A 17,033-nucleotide genomic window follows, 5' to 3' on the forward strand; every position below is an offset into this window, starting at 1 on the left:
ACCATGAGGTGAGTACCCGTCAGGAACCCGCTCCCGGGTCCGTCGCCGCCAGGCTGCGGACCTGGGAGTGGGTGTACCTGGGCTACCTGCTCTTCGTGCTGGTGCAGCCCTACTTCGCCCCCGAGGGGTCGTGGTGGGAGTGGCCGCTGGCCGGCGGGGTGTGCGTGGCGACGATCGCGCTGTACGGGGCGAAGCTGCTGCGCGGCCCGGCCGCCGGGCACGTCTGGACGGCGATCGTGCCGATGACGGTGGTCGGCGCGCTGGCCACACCGTTCAACACCAACGCGAGCCTGGTGTTCGTCTACGCGGCGGCCGTCGCGGGCGACACCCTGCCGTGGCGCGACGCGCGGCTGTGGTTCACCGGGCTGACGGTGCTGAACACCCTTGCCGCGCTGGTCTCCTGGGTGCCGATGCCGTACCGGCTGTGGGGCTTCGTGTCGGCGTCGGTGCTGATCTGGGTGATCGGGCTGCTGGAGCTCAAACAGCGCGACCGGCAGCAGGAGTTGGAGAACCAGCGGCTGCGCACCGCGCAGGTCGAGCTGCTGGCGACGCTCGCCGAACGCGAACGGATCGCCCGGGACCTGCACGACCTGCTCGGGCACTCGCTGACCGCCGTCGTGATGCGCGCCCAGCTGACCAAGGAACTGGTCCTGGCCGACCCGCAGCGGGCGCGCGCGGAGGCGGAGGAGATCGAACGCAACGCCCGGGAGGCGCTGGCCGCGGTGCGCAGCACCGTCACCGGCTGGCGGCAGACCAGCATCCGCGCCGAACTGGAGGCGGCCCGCCGGGCGCTCGCGGGGACCGGCGTCCGGCTGCGGGTCGACTACGACGACGGGCTGATCCTGGTCGCGGCCGCCGAGCACGAACTCGGGCTGGTGCTGCGGGAGGCCGTCACCAACGTGGCCCGGCACGCCCGGGCCTCCACCTGCCGGATCGGGCTGGGACTGGACGTGGACGAGGAAAGGGTGCGCCTGGTGATCGCGGACGACGGGATCGGCGGCACGGCCCCGGAAGGCACCGGGCTGACCGGGGTACGGGAGCGGATCGCCAAGCTCGGCGGCGCGGTGCAGCGCACCGGCTCGGCCGGCACCACGCTGACCATCACGGTGCCGCGTCAGGCGGCGGCCCGGTGATCCGGGTGGTGCTGGCCGAGGACCAGAGCATGGTGCTGGGCGCGTTCGCGGCGCTGCTCGACCTGCAGCCGGACATCACCGTGGTGGCGACCGCCACCAACGGCGACGACGCGCTGGCCGCGGTCCGCGCACACCGTCCGGACGTGCTGGTGACCGACATCGAGATGCCCGGCCGCACCGGCCTGGAGCTCGCCGCGGAGCTGAACACCCTCGGCGACCCCACCCGGGTGCTGATCGTGACCACCTTCGCCCGCAGCGGCTACCTGCGGCGCGCGGTCGACGCCGGGGTGGCCGGCTACGTCCTCAAGGACGCGCCGATCGGCGAACTGGCGGGCGCCCTGCGCCGGGTCCACGCGGGCGAACGCGTGGTCGCCCCTGAGCTGGCGGTGGCCGCCTGGGACGCGGCCGACCCGCTGACCGAGCGGGAGCGCGAACTGCTGCGCGCGGTCGCGGACGGCGCCAGCAACGTCGAGATCGCGGCCCGGCTCTTCCTCGCCGAGGGCACCGTCCGCAACTACCTGTCCAGCGCGATGGCCAAACTCGGCGCCCGCAACCGCACCGAGGCGGCCCGGACGGCACTGACCCGCGGCTGGCTGTAGGCGGCGCCCGGGCCGCCGGGCCGGCCACCACGGGCGCGGGGGATCTCGCCCCGAGGCCTGTCCCACAGGTGACCGTGCGCCGGGCCGCCCTGGCAGACTCGACCGTATGTCCGAGGAGCTTCGAGATGTGACAGCGGCCCGAGTCGCCGATCCCCTCCACGAGTACGGGCCGCTTCCGGATGCGGCGCCGACCGATGCCGCCCATCCCCTGTACGGGTACGCCACCCTCTATCCCGACGTGGTGGGGGCGGGCTCGCTGCAGAACGCGCTCCAGGCGGTGGCCGACCGTGCGGGCGGTGGGCTCGCGGTCGAGCTGACGTCCTCACCGGGCTGGCGCCATGTGGCCGCGAAGGTGGAAGCCGACGGCCGCTCGGCGCATGTCCTGATGGCCTGTGGCGTGCGCAGCCTCATCGTCGACTGCTGGGCCCACGGCATCCGGATGGCCTCGGGCAGCACGCAGGACCTGTCCGAGGCCGTCGGGGCGATGCGTTCCTGGCACCGGGGATCCAGGGTGCGCGACCTCGTCGAGCAGTGGTCCTTCCTGAGGACCTGGGAGCTGGCCGAGGCCCACGAGCGCGGCGAGGCCGTGCCGGCCCGGTGGAAGATGATGCACCAGGTCGCCGAGGCCTACGCCGAACGCCGGCGGGAGCCCGACTGGCGGGCCCTCGTCGAGGCCGCCTTCGAGCAGCCGCGCCTGCGGGCGCTGTCGCCCGGCAAGTCGATGTACTGGCTGACCTTCAGGCGCCGCGCCGAGCCGCCCATCTGCCGCGACCTCCCGAGGACCAGGCCGCTCGGCAACGGCCGCTTCGAGGTGACGTTCGCCGACGGCCGGGTACAGGAGGCGGACGGCGCGGCCGCGGCCGTCGCGGTGGTGGTGGACGGCCTGCCCGACGACGCCGTCCCGCCGCCGCCGGGTTCGTGACGCGAGCCGGGACGGAGCCGCGCTCCCTCCCGGCCGCTCAGCCGTGGCCCGGCGCCCCGGTGGGCAGGGCGTACTGCAGGTCGTGCAGGGGCCGCCCCGTGCCGTGCCAGATGGAGAGGGCGTAGACGCTGATCGGGTAGTGGACCCAGCGCGGGGGTGCCCAGACCGTGCCGCGGACGGTGCTTCCCTGACCGCTCGCGTCGAGGCTGGAGGGGACGTCGCCGGCCTCGACGAGCAGGTCCCAGCCGCGGCGCGGGACGGCGAACTCCGCCTCCTTGAGCTCGCCGCGCAGGCTGGCGCGCAGGATCGTGGTCGCCGCGAGGTCGACCGTCAGCGCGCCGTCGACCAGCACCCGGTCGATCCGGTGCCCGTCGGCGGCCAGTCGCTCGCACAGCCAGTCCGTGGCCGCGCCGAGCAGCTTCGCGGAAGCCTGCTCGGTGGAGACGGCGCGGCACAGCAGCGCCTGGAAGTGCACCTCCTCGGGCACCACGACCTGGTCTCCGATCACGGTCCTCAGCAGCTCCATGTCCACATCGGCGGGCTCCCGGTAGCCCACCTCGATGTTGCGGGCGACTGCGCGCAGGAACGGGTCGGCGCAGTCCTCGGTCAGGAACGTCCACAGCTGCGCGCACAGTTCGACCATCCGGACGCCGGTCGTCTCGTGCAGGACGCGCAGCGCGCAGCGCAGCAGGATCTTCTGGAACAGCGTCATGGCGACGCGGAACCGCATGCCGTGCACCCACTCCTCGGTGGTCATGCACTCGTGCCCGACCACCACGTCGGCGACCAGTTCCGGGTTGGTGATGTCGCCGGGCATCCAGCGGGTGGTCAGCTGGTGCTTGTCCTTGAAGGACTCCCGGGAGTACTCGGTGTTGTTGAGCAGCAGCAGCGGGTAGATCACCGGGGAGCCGCCCGCGGTCAGCACTTCCTCGATTCCGTCGAGGTAGGTGGCGTAGGTCTCGCCGGGCAGGCCCCAGATCAGGTCGGTGTAGGTGGGGACGTCGAGGGCGCGGAAGCGGGAGAGCAGCCGGCGGTAGTGGTCGGTGCGGATGTTGGCGCGGTTGGCGATCTTCAGGACGTTGGCGTCGAAGGACTGCGCGGAGAGCGTGATGGCGCCGGTCAGTTCGGCGGAGTGGAGCATGGAGGCGATCTCCACGATCCGGTCGTTGCCGTTCTTCGCCCAGTTGGTGCTGATGATCAGCCGCTTGTCGTAGCGCCGGCTGAGTTCGACGATGTGCTCGGCGATCTCCCGGTCGCGGGCGATGATGCCGAAGTTGGCGTCCGCGATGAACAGCGTCGCGTCGGTGGGCATCAGCCGGATCAGCCGGTCCAGTTCGGCGAAGATCCGGTCCAGTTCGAACTGGCGGACCTTGGAGTTGGTGGCGCCGCCCCAGTAGCAGAACGCGCACTTGTAGGGGCAGCCGCGGTTGGTCTCGTACACGATCATCGAGGAGCCGGTGATCTCCTCGTCCGAGTAGACCGGGGTGAGGATCGGCGAGACGATCTGCTCCAGGTCGGTGATCCGGTCCGCGTCCGCGTTGGTGACGACCGCTCCCTCGGACCAGTAGCTGATGCCGGGGATGGTGGCGAGGTCGCCGCCGTCGAGGAAGCAGTGCAGCAGGTCGCGGAAGCGCAACTCGCCCTCGCCGTGCACCAGGACGTCCACCCAGGGTGCCTCGGCGAACACCGGGTCCTGCTGGTAGCTGACGTCGTTGCCGCCGAGCACCACCCGGCAGGCGGGCCAGCGCTCCTTCACCCGGCGGGCCAGCTCCATGGACTGGGCGCGGTTCCAGAAGAAGACGGTCAGCGCGACGACGAACGGCTCGTCCCAGGACTCGAGCAGCTCCTTCATGGCCTGCTCGCCGCCGCTCTGCTCGCGCACGCTGATGTGGAAGTCGCAGCTCGCGTCGAGGACCGGGTCGGCGACCGAGGTCGCCTTCAGGTAGCCGAGGGTGACGCTGTAGCGGACGCCGTGCATCGCGGTGAACTCGACCAGGTGCACCGGCTTGCGCCCGGCCGGCCCGGCGGCCGGCGGAGTCGACTGCCCGAAGGGAGCGGTGTCGGGGACGGTGACGTGGACCGGGTCCATCGTGGAGGTCATGGCTACACATCCGTACCGAGTCGGTTGGGTGGACATTCCGCCGTGGCATCCCGCACCGGGGTCCGCCGGACGGATGGCGTCTTCGGCCGCCGTGGTGGCGCCGGCCCGCACATTCCCCACGCCGGAGCCCCCGCCCATGGGCCGGCAGCGGATACACACGGTCGCAGTGCCGACCGGCGTCGTCAATAACGCGCGCTTTGTATCGTAAGTATTCCCGGGGATACCGGCGCTGACCTGACGTCTTTTCGGCGGCGGTCCGCGGCTGCGAAGGATATTGACGCGCCTGGTGGCCCGATGTAGCGTCAGCCGCGAATCAGCCGGTCCTTCACCGGCCCCGGACGGGGGCCGTGAATAGCGCGGGCGTCGATTCGGAGAATTCCTGGGATATCCGGTTGTAAGGGGAGTGGTATCGGTGCGCTTCGGGCTTTCCTTTCTTCCTGACTGCACGCCGGAGACGAAACTCCCGCACACCTATTTCAGCGACGCGCTGGAGCTGTCGGTCCGGGCGGAGCTGGGCGGCCTGGACTCGATCAAGATGACCGAGCACTACCTCCACCACTACGGCGGCTACTGCCCGAGCCCGCTCGGCTTCCTGTCCGCGGTGGCCGCCCGCACCAGCACGGTCCGGCTGATCACCGGCTGCGTGCTGCCGGTCTTCCACCACCCGGTCCAGCTGGCCGCGGAGGCCGCGCAGGTGGACGCGATCAGCGGCGGCCGCCTCGACGTCGGCTTCGCCCGCGCCTACCTGCCCGACGAGTTCGACACGCTGGGCGTGGACATGGACGAGAGCGTCGACCGGTTCCGCGAGACCATCCGGGCGGTGCGGCGGATCTGGACCGAGGAGAAGGTCACCGAGTCCACCCCGTTCTTCGCCTACCGCGACGTCACCGGCCTGCCGCGGCCCACCCAGCAGCCGCACCCGCCGATCTGGGGCGCCGCGGTGCGCACCCCGGAGAGCTTCTCCTGGCTGGGCGCCGAGGGCCACGGGCTGCTGATCACGCCGATGATCTCCCCGCACGAGTTCCGCGACCATCTGACCCTCTACCGCGACGCGTTCGCCGCCGCGCACGGCGGCTCGGGGCTGCGTCCGCGGGTCGCGGCCAGCCTGCCGCTGGTGGTCGCCGACACCGACGCGCACGCCGAGGAGATCGCCGAGACCTACCTGCGCCGCTACCTGGACGTGTGGGCGGAGGCCGTCAGCGCGTGGGACCGCCGGGAGTCCTCGGCCTACCGCGGCTATTCCGGATTCGGCTGGATGCTGCGCGGCCTCAAGCCCGAGAAGCTTTTCACCGAAGGCGGCGCGATCGTCGGATCACCGGCCACGGTCGTCGACCGGATCCGCGCCTTCAACGACCACATCGGCGGCGTCGACCAGATCCTCTGGCAGATCGATTTCGGAGCGATGCCGCTCGCCGAGGCTGGGCAGACCTTGCAGCTCTTCTGCGACAAGGTGCTGCCCGTAGTGAAATCACTGTGACAAATTCTGTCACCCGGAAAGGGAATGGAGGTGTAAAGACATGGAGGGTTTCGACGACCTGGTGCTGGATGACGGCGCCTTCGAGCTCGTGGACCTGGGTGAGGTTGTGCCCGCTTCGGTGACGGCCGGCTACGGCCTGACCGAGCTGTCCGCCTCGGGCGGCGCCAGCAGCTGCTGCTGCTGCTGCCCGTGCTGCTCCTGCACCTGATCGGTGCCGGTGCTCCGTCACATACCGGACCTTGAAAGGGATTGGGGGTGTGAAGACATGGAGGGTTTCGACGACCTGGTGCTGGATGACGGCGCCTTCGAGCTCGTGGACCTGGGTGAGGTTGTGCCCGCTTCGGTGACGGCCGGCTACGGCCTGACCGAGCTGTCCGCCTCGGGCGGCGCCAGCAGCTGCTGCTGCTGCTGCCCGTGCTGCTCCTGCACCTGATCCGGGTGCTGATCCTTGCGGCACCTGTGCTCTAGCCGGTGCGTGTTAGGGGACCGGGTGGCTCTCGGTCCTCCTCCTGGCCCGTCATCAGTCATGCGTGAAGAAGCGGTGGTCATGGAAGTCAATCTGGAGCGGATCCGGCCGCGGCTGCGCGGGGACGTCTACGTCATGCGGGTGCCCGAAGGAGCCTACATCCGCAGCAACCTCGGCGGGTCGATGCTCAAGGGCGCGTCGACCTACGAGTGGATCCAGCGGATCGCCCCGATGCTGGACGGCACCAGGACCCTCGGCGAACTGTGCGCCGCCGTGCCGGAGTCCAGCCGGGCCTCGCTGGCCAAGCTGACGATGCTGCTGCTCGGCAAGGGCTACGTCAAGAACGTCCTGGACGACCGCCCGCACACGCTGCCCGCCGAACTGGCCACCACCTACGCGGCGAACATCGCCTTCATCGAGTACTTCGTCGACTCGCCGGAACTGCGCTTCCAGTCCTACCGCGACAGCGCGCTCGTGCTGACCGGCGCCGGCCCGCTGCTGCAGGCCCTGGTCAACTCCGAGCTGCGCTCCGGTGTGCGGGCCTGCGCGCCGGCACCGTTCGGCGAGTCGCCGTTCGACCGCGAGCGGGTCGCCGAACACCTCGCCGCGGCACGGGAGCAGGACCCCGAGCAGCAGCTCGACTACCTGGACCTCGATGCGACCGCGAGCGGCCACCTCGACCGGCTCGCCGCCGGCGCCGCCATGGTGCTGCACGTCGCTGACCGTCCCATGATCGGGCGCGCGCTGGCCCTGCCGCACGCCGCGAAGGCCGCGGGCGCCGCGTTCGCCCAGGTGGTCGCGGTCGGTGACGAGGCCTGGATCGGCCCGGTGACCGGCGCGGACGGCGACGCCACCGCCTGGGAGTCCGCCTGGCGGCGGCTGCGCGCCCTGACGCCGGAGCTCGACGGCGCCGACCTGCGCGACCACCCCGACATCGCGCCGAGCGAGTTCCTGCGCGGCCCCACCGTCGCCCTGGTCGCCAATCAGCTCTGCTTCGCGGCGTTCCGCCACCTCACCGGCATCGGCCAGGGCGCGGGGGCCGGGACGGAGCAGCGCCCCGGCGACGCCGACCAGGTGGTCCGGTTCGACCTGGAGACGCTCGAGACGGCGACCCACGCCTTCCTGCCGCACCCGCTCGCGCGGCCCGCCCGCGCCGACGACCCGGCCCGCCTCGCCGCGCTGGCCGCCGCCGCGCCGGTGGACGACGAGGAGCTCGGCCGGCGCGCCGTGGACTGCGTCGACCCGCGGACCGGCGTCTTCGCGGAGATCACCGAGCGCGACCACGAGCAACTGCCGCTGTTCGTCAGCGAGGTCCTGGTCTCCGACCCGGTCGGCCTGGCCGGCGGCCCGTTCCCGGTGTTCGGCTGCGGCGAGAACGTCGTCGAGTCACGCCAGCGGGCGGTGCGCCGCGCCTTCGAGCGCTACGCGGCCGTCATGCACGACGAACGCTCCGGCGAGCGCCTGCACGGCGTGGACGTGCTGACCGGTGAGCCCGTCGCGGTCGACGCCGCGGCGGTCTTCCCCGCACCGGCCGCCGCCTCCGGCGACGACTGGCCGGCGGCGGTGCGTGCGGCGGTGGTCGCGGCGGCCAACGGGACCGTCGGCGCGGCGCTGTCCGCAGCGACCGGGCCGCTGCCCCGGCTGGACCTGGCGGCCGTGGAGCTGACCCCGCGGGCGGCGCGCTACCGGAAGCTGCTGGAGATCGTCGAGCAGCCGGTCGAGGTCCACGACCTGTCCGCGCTGATCGGACTGCCCACCTTCGCGTTCACCGGCCCGAAGGCGACCGTCGCCTACGTCAGCGACCTGGCACCCGCCCCCGCGCTGGAGCGCGGCCTGGAGCAGGTCCTGCTCGCCTACCAGGCCCAGGCCACCGACCAGCCCGCGTACGCGCCCGCGCCGGTGCCCGAGCTGCCCGCGACGCTGCGCGGCGGACCGACCGCGGCGCTCCCGGGGCCGGTGGCGCTGGAGGAGCTGGTGGCGCGGCTGACGCGCGAGGGCGGCCGGGTCGTCGCGGTGCCGCTCGACCACGACCCCGTCGTTGCCCGGCTGTGTCCGTTCGTGGCACAGGCCGTGGTCGTCCATGACTGACCTTCCCCCGGTGCGGTACGAGCCCCACCAGGTGGTCGTCGGACCGTGGCCGCCGGGCTGCCCGCGGTGCCTGCACACCCGGCGCACCGCGGCGGCCACCCCGGAACGCGCCGCCGAACTGGCCGCCGAGGTGCCGAAGGACCGGGAACCGCCGAGCTTCCTCGCCGACACCGTCGCCGCACTGGCCTCGGCCGAACCGCGCACCGGGAGCTTCCGGACCGTCGACACCGCCACGCTGGCGCTGGCCCGGCACACGTACCTCACCGACCCGCACTGTCCGGCCTGTTCGACCGTCGTCGCCGACACCGCGGACGGTGCGCGGATCGTCCGCGAGCAGCGGCCCAAGCTGTCGCCGGAGTCCAGCCGGGTCCGCCTGCTGGACCACGCCGGGCTCGACGAGCTCTACGTGGACCCGCAGAGCGGCCTGATCCCCTCGGTGGCCTCGTACACGCAGCACGCGTTCCCGTTCACCGAGGCGGTACTCGCGGTGCCCGGAGTCTCCACCGAGGCCTCCGGCTACGGACGCACCCGCGACTTCGGCTCCGCGCGGGCCGTCGCGGTGGCGGAGTCGCTGGAACGGCTCGCCGCGTACCGGCCGGGCAAGCGCACCGCCGTCCGGGCCGGGTACGCGCAGGTGGCCGCCGACGCGATCGACCCGCGCACCCTCGGCCTGTACCCCGCCGACCGGTTCCGCACCCCGGGCTTCCACTACCGGGAGTTCACCGAGGACGCGGAGACGAACTGGGTGTGGGGCTGGTCCTTCGGCGAGGGCCGGCCGGTGCTGGTGCCGGAGAGCTTCGTCTACTACCGGCTGCCGCGGTCGGCCGGCGGCGAGCCGTCGTTCGCCTGCGAGATCTCCAGCGGCTGCGCGCTCGGGGGCTGCTACGAGGAGGCGGTGCTGCACGGCGTGCTCGAAGTCGCCGAGCGCGACGCGTTCCTGATGGCCTGGTACGGGCGCACCCCGCTGCCCGAGATCGACCTGGCCACCGTGCCCGACCGGCGGATCCCGCTGGTCGCCGAGCGCATCGAGCGGCAGGGCTACCGGGTGCACGTCTTCGACAGCACCCGTGAGCACGGCATCCCGTCGTTCTGGACCCTCGCCGAGGACGTCACCGGCACGCAGCGGCCCCGGGCCGTGTCGACCGGCGGCAGCGGACTGCGCGCGGCCGAGGCCGTCCTCGCCGCGCTGCACGAACTCAGCCAGACCGTCGAGTACGTGACCCTGCTGGCCCTCGACCCCGGCTGGCGCGAGCGGGCCCGGCACCTGGCCGGCCACCCGGACGAGGTCGAGTCGATGGCCGACCACCTGCTGTGCGCGGCCGACCCGGACAGCTTCGACCGCTACTCCTTCCTGCTCGACGCGCCGGAGACCTCGACCTGGCAGCAGGGCCTCGAACGCCGGCCCTGGCCGCGCCACACCGACATCGGCGCGGACCTCGACGAGGCCGTCCGCCGCTTCGCCGCGGCCGGCATGGACGTCGTCGCCGTCGACACCACCTCCACGGAACAGGCCTCGGGAGGCTTCACATGCGTCAAGGTGATAGCACCGGGCTCGGTGCCGATGACCTTCGGACACACCGCCCGGCGGGTGACCGGCCTGCCCCGGCTGGCCGAGGTGCGCAACCCGCATCCGCACCCCTTCCCGTGAGCGGGCCGCAGCAGGGCCACCGGGGGAGCGGCGTCGGCCGCGAGTTCTTCCGGGTCACCCTGGAGGACCTGGCCGAGGCGATGGAGACCCGGCAGTCCGAGTACGGGAACCCGGACGAGCCACTGAAGTTCAAGATCTACCGGGGCCGGCCGCGCCGCCCGCTGACCGTCCGCACGCCGCGCGAGCCGATCCCGGTCGACACCTTCGACGGGACGGCGCTGTCCACCCTGCTGCGCTACGGATACGGCATCTCCCGCCAGGAGTTCGACACCAACGGCACCTGGCCCTACCACCGGATGGTCGCCTCCGCGCGCTGCCTGTTCGGCGTCCAGCTGTACGTCTGCCTGCCCGACGGCGTGTACCACTACGACGCCCCGCACCACGCGCTGGTGCTGCTGCGCGAGGGTGACCACCGGGAACTGCTGCTCCGCACGACCGGGACCGCGACCGGGACCGGCACCGGGGACGCGCCGCCCGAGGCCGTGTTCGTGCTCTCCGGCCTGTTCGCCAAGACCGCGTACATCTACCGGGACTACGCCTACCGGCTGTGCACCCAGGAGGCCGGGCTGCTGACCGGCAACCTCGACCTGGTGGCACGGTCGATGGGCCTCACGGTGCACGTGCACCACCAGTTCCTGGACGAGCCGGTGCACCGGCTGCTCGGCCTCGACCCCGACGAGGAACCGGCCCTGCTGGTCCTGCCGCTGCACCTCGGCGCAGCCGGTCCCGGACGCGTCCGGGTCGGTGCGACGGCCGCGGAGCTGACCGCGGGCCTCGACCCGATCGCACCGACCGTGCTGCCCGGCGGACTGAAGGTCGCCCAGGCCTGCCCGACGCTGACCGAGGTCAACCGCGCCTCCCTGCGCACCGACACCACGGCCTTCGCCACCGCCGAACCGGCGCCGCCCGCCCCGTCCGCGGCCCCGCCGCTGCCCCGGCCCCCGCTCGCCGCCCCGGAACTGCCGCTGGCCGCCGTACTGCGCTCCCGCGACTCCGGACCCGGCATCTTCCGGCCGGTCCCGGCCCGGGTCGACGGGAACGAGCTGTGGGCGCGGCTCGCCGAGATCCGCAACGGGGTCGTCAGCGACGCCGTCCCCGCCGGAGCGCCGGTCCCGCTGGAGATCTACCTGACGGTCGGCGACCTCACCGGGATCCCGGCGGGCGCCTACCGGCTCGACCACGCCACCGGCGCCCTGCACCCGGTCCGCACCGCGGACGAAGCACAGGGAACGGACGCCCTCGCCGCGATCGAACGGGTCACCATCCCCGGACCGGTCTTCCGGCACATGACCGCCGTCGTCCACCTGGTCGGCGACCGCGACTGGGCCTTCGACACCTTCGGCGACCGCGGCTACCGGGTGATCAACCAGGAGGCCGGGCTGCTCGCGCACCGGATCTGCGTCGCCGCCGCCGCGCAGGGCCTGTCCGGACGGATCGTCAACGCCTACCACGCCGAAGGGGTCCGCACGGCCCTCGGCCTCACCGAACAACGCCACACCCCGGTCTTCCAGATCCTGCTGGCCAGGACCGGGCCGGGCGGCCGCGTGATCGTACCCGTCGAGCCCGAGGCGGTGGACCACTGATGGACACCCTGGAACAGACCCCCGTCCCCCCGGCGCGGTACGGGACCGGCCCGGCCGCCGTGGTCCGCCTCGCCGGCAGCCCGGTCGAGGTGCTGGACGGACTGCGCTGCGCCCGGAGCTGGACCACCGCAGGTGAGCTGGTCCGGCTGCGGGCCGAGATCGCCGGCGCCACCGGCGACCTGTCGCAGCTGCTGCACGCGGCGGTCGGCGCCGCGGGCGGCGGCGAGACGAAGGCCGCACTGGTCGCGATCCGCCGGGCCGTGCACCGCGGCCGCCGCCTCGACCCCGACCGGCTCGCCGAACTGCCCGCCGAACTGGCCGCCCCCCTGCGCACCTGGACGGCGCTGCTGGCCGAACGCGACCGCCTCCTCGCCGCCCTCCCGGACCAGCTCGAACAGGACTGGGCCGACAGCTACCGGGCGCTGCACGACGCGGCCCGCCTGCCCGCCTTCCAGCTCGGCCTGGTGCACGCCAACCCGGACGCGTTCCTGGCCCTGCACAAGTGGTTCGCCACCGGGCGGGCGCCGCAGCGCCAGACCGTGCTGCGCCTCGCCCAGTACCTCGCCCGTTCCGCCGCCAAGACCAGCCCGTACTCCACCTTCACCAGCAGCGGCCTGGCCGCGTGGGGCAACGGCACGGACACCGTCGACCTGTCCGCGCGGCTGGCCCGGGGACAGGCCGCCGCGGCGACCGGCACCGAGATCAGCATCGGGACGCTGCACCGCATCGCCCGCGCCGTCGGCGAACGCCCGGACGTCGGCGGCGGCTGCCGGCTGCGGATCAACCCGAGCGCCACCGTCGCCGGGGACGTCCTGGTCTTCCTCGGCCGCCGCCCGGTCGAGCACGTGCACAGCCTGGCGCTCACCCCGACCCTGCGCCGGGTGCTGGAACTGACCGCCGGCCGGATCACCCTCGACGAGCTGCGCGCGGCGCTGCAGGCCCAGGCGGCCGACGCCCGCCAGGTCGACGTGTTCCTGCGCCGGCTGGTCACCCTCGGCGTGCTGGAGCCGGTCCCGCCGCTCGCCGACCAGACCGCGGACCCGCTCTCCGACCTGCGGGCCTGGCTGCACCGGCTCGGCCGGCCCGGCCTGGAACGGCTGGACTGGACCCTGCACGGGCTGCAGGAGGCACTGTCGAGCTACCCGACCATCGGCTCGCCCGGCGACCGGGTCGCCGTCCGCGACGCCGTGATCCGCGGCCTGGACACCGCGCTGCGCGAGGCGGGCGACCACGCGTACCTGAACAACCCGAAACTCGCGAAGGAGTTCGCCCGCTACAGCTTCTACGAGAACGCCGTCCACCCGGGCACCGCCGCCGTGCTCGACCGCGAGCGCTGGCAGCCGCTGCTCGACGACCTGGACGCGGTGCGCACCCTGCTCGGCCTGATCGGACCGGACCTGCCCGCCAAGCTGACCCTCGGCGAGCTGCTCGAACGCCGCTACCCGGACGGGACCGAGGTCCCGCTGATGGTGTTCTACCGCGACGCGCTGGCCGAGCAGCAGGCCGGCCCGGCCGCCGCCGGCCGGGACCGCGGCAGCGAGGCGCTGGGCGAGCTGTACCGGCTGCGCTCCGCCGTCAAACGGCTGCTGGGCGAGCGGGCGCCCGACCCGGACGGCGTGGTCCGCGTCGACCCCGAGGAGGTCCGCACGCTGGCCAAGGAGTGGCCGGCCTGGGTGCGCACCCCCACCTCGGCCGCCGTGTACTGCCAGCTCGCCGCCGCCGCGCACGGCGAGGAACTGGTGGTCAACACCGTCAGCTGCGGCTTCGGCCGCGGCCGCAACCGGGTCCGGCAGATCCTGGACGGGCTGGACCTGCGCGAGGACCAGCCGGCCGAGCCGGGGCCGGCCACCGGTCGCGACCAGGTGCTCTTCGCCGAGTTCGAGGCGGTCGCCAGGTCCGCGGTCAACGTCCGCAAACCCGGGGTCGGACTGGTCGTCGACTACCCCGGCGTGCGCAGCCTGCGCGCCGACGAGGCCCTGCTGCCCGTCAACGACCTGTCCGTGCGGCGCGGCGCGGACGGCCTGCCCGAGCTGGTCTCGCGGCGCCTCGGCCGCCCGATCCGCCCGGTCCACCCCGGCCTCGGCGACCGGCTGCTGCCGCCCGCCGCACGGTTCATGATCGAGGCGTTCGGCGAGTCCACCACCTGGTTCGGGCCGCACACCGAACTGCGGATGACCTCCGACCCGCGCGCCGACCACGGCGTACGGCACCTGCCCCGGCTGATGGTCGGCAAGGTGGTGCTGCGGCGCGCCATGTGGATGACCCGCGCGGACCGCCTGCCCCGGCGCACCGAGGCCACCAGCGACGCGGCCTGGCTGCTGCGGATGGCCGGCTGGCTCGCCGAACACGGCATCCCCGAGCGGTGCTTCGTCACCGTCCTGGACCCGGCCGCCCTGGCCCAGGGCGGCACCGGCCAGGGGCCCGGCAACGACATCAAGCCCAACTACGTGGATTTCGCGAGCATGCTGCTGCTGCTCGGACTGGAACGCCGGCTCGCCGAGCCGCATGCGATCGTGCAGATCAGCGAGATGGTGCCGGACCCCGGCCGGATCCGCGGCGAGCGCGTCGCCGAGTACATCGTGGAACTCAACGAGCCCGGAGTCACCTATGTCTGACATGCCCGCACGCACCTGGGTCAGCGCCCACCTCTTCCACCACGGCGACCAGGACGCGCTGATCGTCGGCGCCCTGCGGCCCGCGGTCGAACGGCTGCGCCTGGCCGGGCAGGCCGACGGCTTCTTCTTCCTGCGCTACTGGGAGGGCGGCCCGCACGTCCGGCTGCGCGTGCTCACCCGGCCGGACCGGGTCGCGCAGGTCCGCGCCGCGATCGAGGAGTGCGCCGCGGAGTTCTTCCGGACCGCGCCCTCGACGACCCCGATGACCGCCGAGGAGTACGCCGACTCCTCACCGGGCCTCGCCGCGCTGGAGCAGATGACCGACTACGACCGGGAGTTGCACCCGGACAACTCGGTGGCGTTCATCGACTACCGGCCCGAGACCGAGGTCTTCGGCACCGGCCGTTCGCTGGAGGCGGTCGAACGGCAGCTGATGGCCGGCAGCGCCCTGGCGGTGGAGCTGATCGCCCGCGGCCGCAAGCCCGGCCAGCGGGCCATGGACGCCTTCGCCATGCTGGCCGCCAACCGCACCCTGTTCACCGGCATCCTGCCCGAACTCGCCTACCAGGCAAGGTTCATGGTGGAGAGCGGCGGCGGCGCCGCGCAGCTGCTGGGCTCGCCCGCCTTCGAGCGGCACTTCGACGCCAACAAGGCCCAGCTGCGGGCCGGCCTGGAAGCGGTGTGGGCGTCGACGCGCGGCGTCGCACTGCCCGAGGGATCGGTCGTCGACGGCTGGCTGGCCAGCACCCGGGACCTCAACGACACCCTGGTCGAGCTGGAACTGCTGGGCCGGCTGGACGCCTACCCGACCTTCGAGGCCCCCGCCGACGTGCTGGACCACATCAACCACCTGGTGCCGCAGCTGATCGTGGAACGCTGCGCACACCTGATGTGCAACCGGCTCGGCATCAGCCTGGCCCAGGAGTCCCACCTGCGGCTGCTGCTCACCCGCACCGCATTCGACCTGTGTGCGGTGTGACCGATGAATGACCAGGTCACCCGCTACCAGGAGGACGTGCACACCCCGACCGAGGTGGCCGACCCGAAGGCGTTCGCACCCCGGCTGGTCAAGAGCTACCCCGGGGCGCCGCGCCATCCGCTGCCCTGGCCGCCGGAGCGGTCCGGACACCGGCTCGGCCGGCTGCTCGCCGACCTCGGCGGCATCACCCGCTCGCAGTGGCTGACCCCGCTGGACCTGCTGCCGTTCACCGACGGCTTCGAGGCCATCCCGGACGCCGACCCGCTGCAGTGGCTGGTCACCCGCCGCCCGACGCCCTCCGGCGGCGCCCGCTACAGCGCCGAGTGGTACGTGCTCGCCGGACCCGACTCCCAGGTCCCCACCGGCGTCCACTACTACGACCCGGCCCGGCACGACCTGGTGCAGCTGCGCGCGGGCGACTACCGCGGCTGGGCGGCGTCCCGGCCCGCGGCCACCGTCCTGCTGCAGACCAACGTGTTCTGGCGGCTGGCCGCCAAGTACGGCGAGATGTACTACCGCCTCGCCTGCCTGGAGTCCGGCATCCAGGTCGCGCAGGCCCTGGCGGTCGCCGACGGGCAGCAGGCCACCGCCCGGCTCTGCTTCCCCGATGCCGACCTCACCGAACTGCTCGGCCTGGACCCCCGGGAGGAAGGGGTGCACGCCGTCGTCGAACTGCTGCCGCCCACGCCGCCCGCGGACCGCGGCCCTTCGCTGGCCGCGTTCCCGCGCGCGTCCGGCGCCCACGCCGCGGTGCTCGCGCAGAGCCGCCCCGGCCCCGAACCGCTGCCCGCCGCCCCCGCGGCGGACGGCGAGCGGATCGGCCTGCCGCTGGCCGCCCCGGACCTGCGGGCCGGCACCCGCACCCGGCACGCCGCCATCCGCGGCTTCAACGGCGACCCCATGACGGCCGCCACCCTCGCCGCGATCCTCACCGCCTACGGGCAGCAGCCCGCCTGGGACCTGCCGGCCAACCTGGTCGAGTACTACTGCGTCATCGCCGACGTGACCGGCATCCCCTCCGGCGCCTACCGCTACCACCCCGACGCGCACCAACTGGAACCGGTCGGCGAGGGCGACCCCCGCCAGCGGCTGCGCGAAGCCGCCCTGGCCGCACTCACCCAGCAGGGCGCACGCACCGCCAACCTGTGGCTAATGCCGGTCGGCGACGCCGAGGCCGCCGAACAGCGCTTCGGCGCCCGCTGGTACCGCGTCCAGCAGGCCGCCGCCGGAGCCGCCCTGCACCGCGCCTGCCTGGCCGCCGCCTCCGTCGACGTGGCCGGCCGGGTCCACAACGACGTGCTCACCCACCTGCTGGACGGCTGGTTCGGCCTACAGGGCCGGCGGCGCAGCCTGCTGATGGCGCAGTTCGGCACCGGGCACCCGGCCGGGCAGCGCCCCGAGTTCCGGCTGACGTGGTGAGGG

Annotated in this window: 13 protein-coding genes; 12 read left to right on the plus strand and 1 reads right to left on the minus strand. The window is 73.3% G+C overall.

All coding sequences use genetic code 11. The features are described 5' to 3' along the window. Positions 1-8 precede the first annotated feature (8 nt). From AB0D08_RS05560 to AB0D08_RS05570, 3 genes are all read left to right on the plus strand, one after another. On the plus strand, positions 9-1,133 hold the full coding sequence (locus AB0D08_RS05560; RefSeq protein ID WP_199520282.1) for a sensor histidine kinase: 1,125 nt from the start codon (positions 9-11) through the stop codon (positions 1,131-1,133). Further along, positions 1,130-1,732, plus strand: coding sequence for a response regulator transcription factor (locus AB0D08_RS05565; RefSeq protein WP_033819161.1), 603 nt, complete (start codon positions 1,130-1,132; stop codon positions 1,730-1,732). Before AB0D08_RS05560 ends, AB0D08_RS05565 begins: the two co-directional genes overlap by 4 nt. A 127-nt stretch (positions 1,733-1,859) precedes the next feature. Then, the gene (locus tag AB0D08_RS05570) at positions 1,860-2,654 is read left to right on the plus strand and encodes a DUF6193 family natural product biosynthesis protein (protein WP_359886299.1); all 795 of its coding nucleotides are present in this window, start codon (positions 1,860-1,862) and stop codon (positions 2,652-2,654) included. 37 nt (positions 2,655-2,691) lie between these two features. Here the strand turns inward: AB0D08_RS05570 and AB0D08_RS05575 are convergent, their stop codons facing one another. Beyond that, on the minus strand, positions 2,692-4,755 hold the full coding sequence (locus tag AB0D08_RS05575) for a radical SAM protein (RefSeq protein WP_359886300.1): 2,064 nt from the start codon (positions 4,753-4,755) through the stop codon (positions 2,692-2,694). 412 nt (positions 4,756-5,167) lie between these two features. On the opposite strand from AB0D08_RS05575, the gene AB0D08_RS05580 reads away from it, so the two are divergent. The 9 genes from AB0D08_RS05580 (at position 5,168) to AB0D08_RS05620 (ending at position 17,030) form a co-directional block, all read left to right on the plus strand. Then, positions 5,168-6,232, plus strand: a complete 1,065-nt coding sequence (locus AB0D08_RS05580; protein WP_359886301.1) for an LLM class flavin-dependent oxidoreductase — start codon at positions 5,168-5,170, stop codon at positions 6,230-6,232. Between the two features lie 40 nt (positions 6,233-6,272). After that, a complete protein-coding gene (locus tag AB0D08_RS05585; RefSeq protein ID WP_149038406.1) occupies positions 6,273-6,440 on the plus strand; it encodes a thiomuracin/GE37468 family thiazolyl RiPP peptide in 168 nt (55 codons plus the stop codon). 57 nt (positions 6,441-6,497) lie between these two features. Next, positions 6,498-6,665, plus strand: a complete 168-nt coding sequence (locus AB0D08_RS05590; RefSeq protein ID WP_149038406.1) for a thiomuracin/GE37468 family thiazolyl RiPP peptide — start codon at positions 6,498-6,500, stop codon at positions 6,663-6,665. Between the two features lie 114 nt (positions 6,666-6,779). Continuing rightward, a complete protein-coding gene (locus AB0D08_RS05595; RefSeq protein WP_359886302.1) occupies positions 6,780-8,786 on the plus strand; it encodes a hypothetical protein in 2,007 nt (668 codons plus the stop codon). Next, positions 8,779-10,434, plus strand: coding sequence for a TOMM precursor leader peptide-binding protein (locus tag AB0D08_RS05600; RefSeq protein ID WP_359886303.1), 1,656 nt, complete (start codon positions 8,779-8,781; stop codon positions 10,432-10,434). The genes AB0D08_RS05595 and AB0D08_RS05600 overlap by 8 nt, the downstream gene beginning before the upstream one ends. Then, positions 10,431-12,017, plus strand: coding sequence for a SagB family peptide dehydrogenase (locus AB0D08_RS05605; protein WP_359886304.1), 1,587 nt, complete (start codon positions 10,431-10,433; stop codon positions 12,015-12,017). Before AB0D08_RS05600 ends, AB0D08_RS05605 begins: the two co-directional genes overlap by 4 nt. Next, positions 12,017-14,632 (plus strand): lantibiotic dehydratase, encoded by a 2,616-nt coding sequence (locus AB0D08_RS05610; protein ID WP_359886305.1) that lies wholly within the window; start codon positions 12,017-12,019, stop codon positions 14,630-14,632. Before AB0D08_RS05605 ends, AB0D08_RS05610 begins: the two co-directional genes overlap by 1 nt. Next, the gene (locus AB0D08_RS05615) at positions 14,625-15,611 is read left to right on the plus strand and encodes a lantibiotic dehydratase C-terminal domain-containing protein (protein WP_359886306.1); all 987 of its coding nucleotides are present in this window, start codon (positions 14,625-14,627) and stop codon (positions 15,609-15,611) included. Before AB0D08_RS05610 ends, AB0D08_RS05615 begins: the two co-directional genes overlap by 8 nt. 3 nt (positions 15,612-15,614) lie before the next feature. After that, positions 15,615-17,030, plus strand: coding sequence for a nitroreductase family protein (locus AB0D08_RS05620; protein ID WP_359886307.1), 1,416 nt, complete (start codon positions 15,615-15,617; stop codon positions 17,028-17,030). The last annotated feature ends 3 nt before the right edge of the window (positions 17,031-17,033 follow it).

Origin of the sequence: Kitasatospora sp. NPDC048540 (genome assembly GCF_040651175.1) — a bacterium.
Lineage (GTDB): Bacteria > Actinomycetota > Actinomycetes > Streptomycetales > Streptomycetaceae > Kitasatospora.